The sequence below is a fragment of the Pseudomonas sp. genome (genome assembly GCF_026224925.1).
In the GTDB taxonomy this organism is placed as follows: Bacteria; Pseudomonadota; Gammaproteobacteria; order Pseudomonadales; family Pseudomonadaceae; genus Aquipseudomonas.
Genome location: NZ_JAMFRV010000351.1, coordinates 1 through 8,953, shown reverse-complemented (window position 1 = coordinate 8,953; position 8,953 = coordinate 1). Strand labels below are relative to the sequence as shown.

Annotated in this window: 5 protein-coding genes; all 5 read left to right on the top strand. The window is 56.3% G+C overall.

Annotated elements, in window-relative coordinates; all coding sequences use genetic code 11:
- The first annotated feature begins 135 nt into the window (after positions 1–135).
- The 5 genes from M0974_RS15300 (at position 136) to pqqA (ending at position 8,839) form a co-directional block, all read left to right on the top strand.
- Positions 136–936 carry a carbon-nitrogen hydrolase family protein gene (locus tag M0974_RS15300; protein WP_297838252.1) on the top strand — a complete coding sequence of 267 codons (801 nt, stop codon included), beginning with the start codon at positions 136–138 and terminating at the stop codon, positions 934–936.
- A 340-nt stretch (positions 937–1,276) separates the two neighbouring features.
- On the top strand, positions 1,277–4,993 hold the full coding sequence (locus tag M0974_RS15295; RefSeq protein ID WP_297838250.1) for a hypothetical protein: 3,717 nt from the start codon (positions 1,277–1,279) through the stop codon (positions 4,991–4,993).
- A complete protein-coding gene (locus M0974_RS15290; protein ID WP_297838248.1) occupies positions 4,990–6,057 on the top strand; it encodes a hypothetical protein in 1,068 nt (355 codons plus the stop codon). Before M0974_RS15295 ends, M0974_RS15290 begins: the two co-directional genes overlap by 4 nt.
- Positions 6,058–6,271: 214 nt before the next feature.
- The gene (gene pqqF, locus M0974_RS15285) at positions 6,272–8,611 is read left to right on the top strand and encodes a pyrroloquinoline quinone biosynthesis protein PqqF (RefSeq protein WP_297838246.1); all 2,340 of its coding nucleotides are present in this window, start codon (positions 6,272–6,274) and stop codon (positions 8,609–8,611) included.
- A gap of 153 nt (positions 8,612–8,764) precedes the next feature.
- A complete protein-coding gene (pqqA, locus tag M0974_RS15280; protein WP_003422658.1) occupies positions 8,765–8,839 on the top strand; it encodes a pyrroloquinoline quinone precursor peptide PqqA in 75 nt (24 codons plus the stop codon).
- Positions 8,840–8,953 lie beyond the last annotated feature (114 nt).

Here is an 8,953-nt window from a genome sequence, read left to right as displayed (position 1 = left end):
AGTACAGACGTCGTTGAATGCGGTGTGGGGCATCATGAATCACTTCGGCGGCAGCACTCATCCGGAGAACCCAGGCCCAGGCGATGTATTCAACGACATCGGCCCTATCGCGCTGGCTGACTGAGGACCACCATCATGCGTATCGCCTTGTACCAATGCCCGCCGCTGCCGCTGGATGTCAGCGGCAATCTCAAACGCCTGGCGCTGCAAGCATCGAAAGCAGCGGAACAAGGTGCAGATGTACTGGTGTGCCCAGAGATGTTTTTGACCGGGTACAACATTGGCGCCGAGGCTGCATCATCGTTGGCCGAAGCGCGTGACGGAGAGGCTGCCAAGCAGATTGCGGCGCTCGCCCAAACGGCGGGCATCGCGATTTTGTACGGTTACCCCGAACGCTCCAGCGACGGGCAGATTTACAACGCGGTGCAATTGATCGACGCGCAAGGGCGAAGCCTCTGTCATTACCGTAAGACCCATCTGTACGGTGATCTCGATAAGTCGATGTTTGCCGTGGGCGGTGATGAGTTTCCGGTGGTCGAATTAAACGGTTGGCGTCTCGGGCTATTGATCTGCTACGACGTGGAGTTCCCGGAAAACACCCGGCGGCTGGCGTTGGCCGGTGCTGATGTGATTTTAGTACCGACCGCCAATATGAAGCCGTATGACTTTGTCGCAGAGGTCACCATCCGCGCCCGAGCGTTTGAAAACCAATGCTACGTGGCGTACGCCAATTACTGCGGCAGCGAAGGTGATATCGAGTACTGCGGGCTGAGCAGCATTGCGGCACCGGATGGCAGCCGAATTGCCGAGGCGGCAGATGAAGAGTTGTTAATTATCGGCATGCTGGATAGGCAATTAATGGACGACTCGCGCGCCATCAACAGCTACTTCAAAGACCGGCGCCCAGGGCTATATGGCGGGCTAAGTCGCGGCTGATTGTCCTAGTCGACCGAGGGTGGAGGGATGGCGGTGGCTGGGCGGTGAACGCGCTTTTTCAAGTCGATTGAAGATCCCGTGGGAGGGAACTTGTTCACGATGGATTCACTGCGGTGATTCAGATATACCGCGCCACTCTCTTCGCGAACCTGCGAAGGCCGTCACACGGTGGTGACTGAACCAGGTCATACAGGGTTCATTCATTCCGGTGGTTCTGTAGAGCAATTTCTTAACTCCAGAAAAGTCCTACGACTCGTTTCGCCCTCTGCCGACATAGTACTTTTCAAGATCCATCCATAGTCGCGGGTTCTATAAAAGCCGCCCGGATGGGAATCCTGACATGACACTACCCGAACTGAGCACCGTGCCTTGTTGCGAAATAAACAAGCTGATCGTGCAGGTCACTGGCAATAGCCATCCCACCACTCAGCGGCTAGCGTTTTATGAACACGACAGCCTCCGCCGTCTAGATGCCCTGACTGACTCGGATCGTCCCGAGCGCCTAACGGGCGAGTCTTTAATTCCCAGCGCCCTGCATGTGTGGAGTTGGTCCGATACATTCAAACACCGTCTGTGGCTGGAGATCGCCAGTATCGAAGGCCCGCCAATCCGCGTGCCGCTTCCATCGGTCAAGATCACTATTCGTGAATTCGATGGCCAATGGAATCAAATAGTCCCAGTCGTGCCCTTTGTCGCACTACCCGGCGTTAACAGCTCCCACGACAAAGGCACGCCAGTCATGTGTCGCGCGGGGTTTATTTATGTATTCCTCGATGGTCGAGTGTGGCGTGAGCTGGAAGTAAGGGTCGAGGGAGAACAGACCACCTACCACGACGTCGATTTCAATGAATACCGCATGGGCGATGTGATCGAACCCCGCCCACGGCTGGCTACGGGACAGGCGTTAGAGGACATCTGGCTGCCGTCCAACTGGAACAATCAGCAAATTTCGCCGCAGCTGTGTTTTAGCGAGGTGCAACTTAGCGCACCACGTTTGCGCCATCTGGAACAAGATTCAGACCTGCGTACGCAGCGCTGCCAAAGCCCGGATCTGCGCAGTTCACGGGCCAAGTTTAAGACGGTGTTCAAGGGCAAACCCGACGGCGCAGCGATGCTGGAAGCGTTTAGCGGTTTTGATATACACGCGCCTACCCGGCAATCCGAAGCGGGCATGGCGCAGGTGGCATGGCTCAACCTGACCCGACATGCTTTTCCGGTCAGCGTCGTGGCCCCTCAGCGAGCCCGACAACCGGGGTTTGAATGGCTGCTGGATCAGCCGGCACGCTACCTGTGCGATTTGAGCGGGCAGTTTCCGGCCGTCGCCCTGAGCAAGGCGCATCAACATTTCACTGCCTGCGAACGCGGCGCTGTGGAATATCAACCGACGCAGGTAGAGACCGGCGCATGGGCCCATTGGCTGGAGCTGGCGTGTACCGTGGCCAGTCCGCTGGCCCATGAATTGTGGGCCGAGCAACCAACCCTCCCGGATGTGCTGGAGTCAGCCCGACAACGTGAGCTGTTTGGTGTGCTGTTGGAGGACCCGTATTACCGCCAGCGTCACCTGCGCACCCGGCTACATGACCAGCAACATCTGTTGCAACTGTGCGCGGCCCGCGCCAGCCGCTACGCGCACCACGCCAGCGCCTTGCTGGTACAACAATTGATCGTGCCGCGAGAGATCAGCGGCGGCCCGAACCCGATGCATCAAAAGCTCGATACGCTCAAGCTACAGGGCCGGCTCGACCTCAACCGCTTCACTGCCAGCAGCGAGCGCCTGCAGCTCTGGAGCGCGCTGGACATGACCCAGTCGCTGCTCACCGACTGGCTGAAACAGCCCGAGACGCAACACACTCTGGCCGACCACCTCAGTCAGGACGGCTTCGAATACGCCGCCGCGCTGCACTCGGTCAGTCAGATATTTACCAGCCTGGCCATCTTGCCTGCGCAAATGGACCCGTTGGCGGTCAACGGTGAAATTGGCGATGCAGTGGCTGGGGTCAGCTCGTACCATCTCAAATGCAGCGTCGGACAGCGGCTGATCAGTGAGATTGCTAACGGCGAACAACACCTGCTGCACAGGATGCTCTGGCCGGACCTGGCACTGCACGACCTCGACACGCCTTATGTGCAGCCTTCGGTTGTCCAACCCAATCTGGGCTCTGGACACTTTCGTGAAACCGAACTGGCTAAAGTCGGCAGTAACGATGTTCCCCACGAAACGCTTTTAAAGTCCCTCGACGCGCAACTGCTTGCTAGCTTGGTAACCAGCGGCAGCCTCAATACTAATCTGACCGCCGTTCTCAAAGCCGCCGCCAACAGCTTCGTCAGTGTGTTTGAAAATCTGCATGGCGCGGTCGAGGCTGCGGAGCGCGCAGTGCTAGCCGCGAATAATAGTAAGGCCCCGGTCGCGGTCCGTACCGTCAATGTGCTGAATCTGCGTCTGCAACAACGTGCAATCGCGCAAGTACGAGGCATGCTCCCGGCAGCGTTCGGCGACGCTGTGTTCATCCGTCACGCGGATGCGCTGGCCAAGGATTATCACGTGTTTGGGCTCAGCGGCCTGCCAGCAGAATCGGGGCAAGCAAAAAACTTTCACGGAGAATATCGCTCTGCTACGGGGCTTAGCTTTCAGAGCGAACCAACGCATCGAAGCCGCCTTGAAATATCGGCTGACACCCGTGTAGTCGCCATGCCCCGTGGGCACCAAACAGCAAAACTGATCGACCTTGCGAACAAGCGAACCGATGCCGCGTGGCAGCAGAGTTTGGCCGAGCAGGATGCGGCGAAAAAGGCCAAGACCAGTGCGTTGGAAAGTGCGGTCGGGGCCAGTGAATCGTTGAAGAAGGGGCATGTGTATCGGGTGTTGGGGTCGGCGCCGTTTGCGGGGGCGGTGGTGATGTTGGAGATGTGGAATGTGAGGAATGAGTTGGATGCATTCAATCAGAGCATTAGGGAAAAAGGTTACGGCAGAGCATTTTCAGGGAGCGCTGGCGCTGGAATCGACTTAGTCATCGCACTAGAGTTTTTGACCGTGAAACTAGCGGGCAGCCAATCCGTATGGGCCGCAGGCCGAAAAACCGTGTTTACAATCCCACACGCAACTACCAAACATATTCTTGGCTCTCTCAGTACTCGCTTTGTGGAAAAAATCACAACTCGCGTGATCGGACAAGTTGCTGCCGGATTGATCTTCGCTACTATTAACCTCTCAGACGCATGGGACGCCTATCAAGTAGGCGATAACGTCATGTGGGGGCATTTGCTCATGGCTGCCAGCGGCATCGTTGGTGCTGTTGGCTCGCTGATGGTCGGTGGTGGCGCCACCTTCCTGGGCCTCGGCCCGGTGGCCTGGGTCACGTTGATATTGCTTGGCTCGGGCATAGCGGTCACCGCTTGGCTGACCAAACAACCCATGGAAGATTGGCTTCTCTTAGGTCCGTTTGCTGAACCCGATAACGCAGTTGCGCACCTACAGGACCCAAAACAGGCCTTGTACCGTTTGGTAGGGATGCTCGCCGACATCCGTATCGCGATCATTCCAAATCCCGAGTATGAGTTTGACGCCAAGATCAACCATTGGGAAACAACGCCTTTTTATGTGCGCAAGTCAGAGACGATTATCCGCATTGAAAGCAATGTCCCCGGCTTGATGAACGACTTTGGTGTAAGCGGCATCCATGCCGAAGTGGTCCAGGAAAAACTCTGGGTGCTCTACGACATCTGGACCGGCGTTAACTCCGAAGTGAAAGCACTGAGGCGAGTGGATGCCCCGGAAGCTTATCGAATGAAATCCGATGCGATGGAGCTATTTGTCAAAACCTGCCACAGACCTGAGGTTAATCACCCCCGCAATAGCAGCGTTGCGGCTTTTCGTAGCGGGTACCGGGTCCGTGCCCAAGTAACAATCAACGATGGCACCACACTTTGGGTGTTTCCCGCGCCACCACCCAAGGACCCTACAACCTTCGGCCCCACCTATGCCAAAGCGAACTTTCTGGCGGTCGACCAATTATTCTGGGCCGACGAGACCACCCACAAAGCGCCTGTCCGCTCATGAGTATCGAGCAAGCGTCTTACTACTCAACCACCGCGTATCGATCCGACAGCATCCCCAAACAACAGCCATCGGCAGGGCGGTCCTGGACACGTAGTTTCACCAAAATGCGCCTGCCTTGGGGAATGACTCAAGAAGTCGCGCCGGAAGACTTTTTGCATGAGCGAGAACCCAGCAGCCTACGCCTCCAAGAGACGTGGAATAAAGAACGAGAAGCAAAAAAGGCGCTGGGCACGTATATACCTGCCCCTTATGAACACGTGGACTTTCATGGGAAGGAAGACCACGAACGTTTCAGGTTTTCACTGTGGTCCAAGCGTTCGCACTTCTGGATTTACATGCACATGTTTGGAAAGTGGTTTTTCCTTCTCGGTTTGCTCCCAGGTATTTTTACTCTCACTGTGGCTGTAGCCAAACTTGAAGAAACATGGATAGAAATAACTCAAGAAAGCTTTAGGAGCTTTTTTGTGTGGTATTCAGGCGTTCCAATCGCCTGCTGGGCCATCGGATCACTCGTCCTCCGCTACCTCCCAAGCCTCTGGGTCAAACCCTCCCGAGGCCCGATCTGGGAACTCAACCGCCGTACCGGTCTCGTCACCGTTTTCGATTACAAAAACAACGGTGAATACAAAAAAAACGGCACCATCGGCGAAGTCACCGCGCCGTTCTACGAGTTCGACGCCTATATCTCAACCACTCCAGACCGTCAGGGTTTGCCGGTCAACGTGCTGTACCTTGCCCACCGTTATCGCGACATCGTCATCAATTTCCGCCCGATCATGCCGCCCGGCGAAGGCGAGTTGCTGTGCGCGCTGTGGGACTTTATTCAAAATTACATGGACACCAGCCGCCCGCTACCCGACTTACCACGCTACGAAGAATTTCGCCATCTGGACCCCGTCACTGCCGACTTCGACCGCAAGGTAAACCGCAACCCTCGGCTGTGGATCGACATGGACGACAAAGATTACAAACACTGCCTGCGGGTATTGCGAACCCGCATAGACGAAATCGACACGTTCCAGCGTCCAAACTTGATGGCGCGGTATGTGGAGTATGTGGATTGATCTTTCATTTCAGGCCGCAAACCTGTGCTTACTGCACTGGCGCGTTCGTCGGCAAGCCAACTCCCACAGGGGCCTCGATTCCTCATGGAATATAAAACCGCCATTCACAGGTTCGACAACGCAACAGTGTTACCCAATTGGCGCTTTTTCAGGGTTCCCCCTAAGCATTTCCGCTAGCATATTGGCTTCCCTCGCTGAAACGCTGGAAGCCTGAATGCCTGCGCTAAACACCCCCAATGTCGAACAGCTGACTTTGCCCAACGGGTTGCGGGTAGTGCTTCGTCATGCCCCGCGATTGAAGCGTTGTGCAGCAGCATTGCGCGTCACTGCTGGCAGCCACGATGTACCGGCGACATGGCCAGGGTTGGCGCACTTTCTAGAGCATTTGTTTTTTCTGGGTACTGATCGATTCCCTGCTGAAGACAACCTGATGGCCTTCGTCCAGCGCCACGGCGGGCAGGTAAACGCCAGTACACGTGAGCGCACCACGGACTTTTTTTTCGAGCTGCCGCAGTCGGTATTCGCTCAAGGGCTAGAGCGCCTGTGCGAGATGCTCACCCGCCCGCGCATGGCGTTGGCGGACCAACGACGCGAACGCGAGGTGCTGCACGCGGAGTTTGTCGCCTGGTCGCATGATGCCGAGGCGCGTTATCAAGTGACCTTGCTGCAACCTCTGTCAGCCCATCACCCGCTGCGTGCATTCCATGCGGGCAATCGTTACAGCCTCCCCGTTCCCCGTCAGGCTTTTCAGCAAGCATTGCAGGAGTTTTACCGACGCTTTTACCAGGCCGAGCAGATGACATTGAGTCTTGCGGGTCCCCAGTCGTTAGATGACCTGCGAGCTTTAGCCATAACCTATGGCGGCACCTTCACCCACGGGGAAAGGTGCCCGCAGGTCCCTCCACCGCCGCTGTTGGGCGAAACATCCGGCGCGCAACCGGTCACCGATCCCCGTCGGCTGCATCTGATTTTCGCGTGCGAACATTTGCCTGACGCCGATCCAGAAGCACTGGGATTTTTTCAGACCTGGCTAACGGATGAACAACCCGGCGGATTGATATTCGAGCTGCGCGAACGTGGTCTGATCGACGCGATCAAGTGCGAGCCGCTGTATCAATTTGATCACCAGTTATTACTGAACATCGAGTTCGCTCTGACTGTCGACGGCACCGATCAACGCGGGACAGTCACGGCATTGTTTTTCGACTGGCTAATATTTTTCAAATCGCACAGTAGCAGCCCGAACCTGCATCAGGAGTACCAACGACTACAAGCCCGGCGAATGGCGGTTGGCGGTGCGTTGGAGACGGCTCGATCTTTCAATATTCTGCCGGATGTATCGAAAGCGGCCTTGAATGCCCTGCTCTCACAGTTAGACCCCGGACGCCTGCTTCATCCGCAGCCTGTGGATAACTTGAGCACTCAACACATCGCCTGGCGCCTGCCTGCACCCAATCCATTTCTACAGCCTGCCGTTGATGACTCCAGAGAAGGTGCGGTTTTTCTGCGATGGCGATTGACCTCTGCCCACCCCGCGTTGTGGCGGATGCTCAATGACAGCTTGCACAGTCTGGCCAACGCGGCGCAGCACGCTGGCGTCAATCTCGCGCTCAGCCAGTACGGCGCCTTTTGGCAGCTCAGGCTCAGCGGCATCTGCGCACCGATGCCGATCATCGTCGAACATGCCCTGCGTGTGCTGACAGCACCCGACGCTAAAACCTTGGCGCGCTTGGGCGAAAGCCCTATCGACTCCCCATTAATTCCAATCCGTCAGTTGCTCAAGCACCTGCCAGATTACTGTTTGAGTACGGCTAGGCCTGTCGACAACCATGACAATGATTTGCAAGCACTGTGGGCCACTGCGAAGTGGACTACGTTCACCGTCGGTATTTCCACGCAAACAAACGCTGCGCTGAACGCTGCACTGCAAAAAGTCCCCGGTAGCGCCGATGAGCAACCGCTAAAAGCCGTTGACCCCAAGCCTGGCAAACGCTGGATTACCGATTCGACGGACGCCTCGGAAAGCGCGGTGCTTTTATTCTGCCCAACGCCGAGCCACAGCGTGGACGACGAAGCCGCGTGGCGACTCTTGGCGCACCTCGGTCAATCACCTTTCTACCAAAGGCTGCGGGTGGAATTGCAATTGGGCTACGCGGTATTCAGCGGGTTCCGACACATAGCCGGGCAACCAGGCTGGCTGTTTGGCGTGCAATCACCCAGTGCGTCAGCAGAAGAAATCGCCAGTCACCTGCAAGCGTTCATTGAACGCATGCCAACGCTGATCGAGGCAGTTGATGTATCGATTCAGCAACGAGCACTGGCCGCGCAGCTCGACGTCGCTGCCATGGACCCGCTGCCATTGTGCGAATGGCTCTGGCAGGCGCATCTTGGCGGACATGACGAGCATTACCCAGACCAGCTAAAAACCGCGCTGCTGCAGCTGGAAAGGCGTCATTTACTCAGTGCCGCTGATCAGTTGAACAAGGCGACCGGCGGTTTTATTTTTCTCAGCAACCGCTCTAATTCAACGCTTTCAGACCATGAGGCGACATAATCATTACCCAATCAGTAACGGCCTTTCTCGGAAATTGCAGCACACACCGCACCTGCTTTAAGTAAGATAGCTACCTAACCTTCTGAACGTCTTCGCCAGCCGATGGACTAAAGTGGGTAATCAACCGCTGTACTTACCTGGAAGGAGTCTCCTATGTCGTGGACTAAACCTGCTTACACTGATCTGCGTATCGGTTTTGAAGTCACCATGTACTTCGCAAGCCGTTGATTCTGACGCAGTACAACGCCTCGGTTCGCCGGGGCGTTTTTATTCATGGAGCGTATTTTATTCATGGAGCATAAATGCACATTCAGCTTCTAGGTTCCGCCGCAGGCGGTGGTT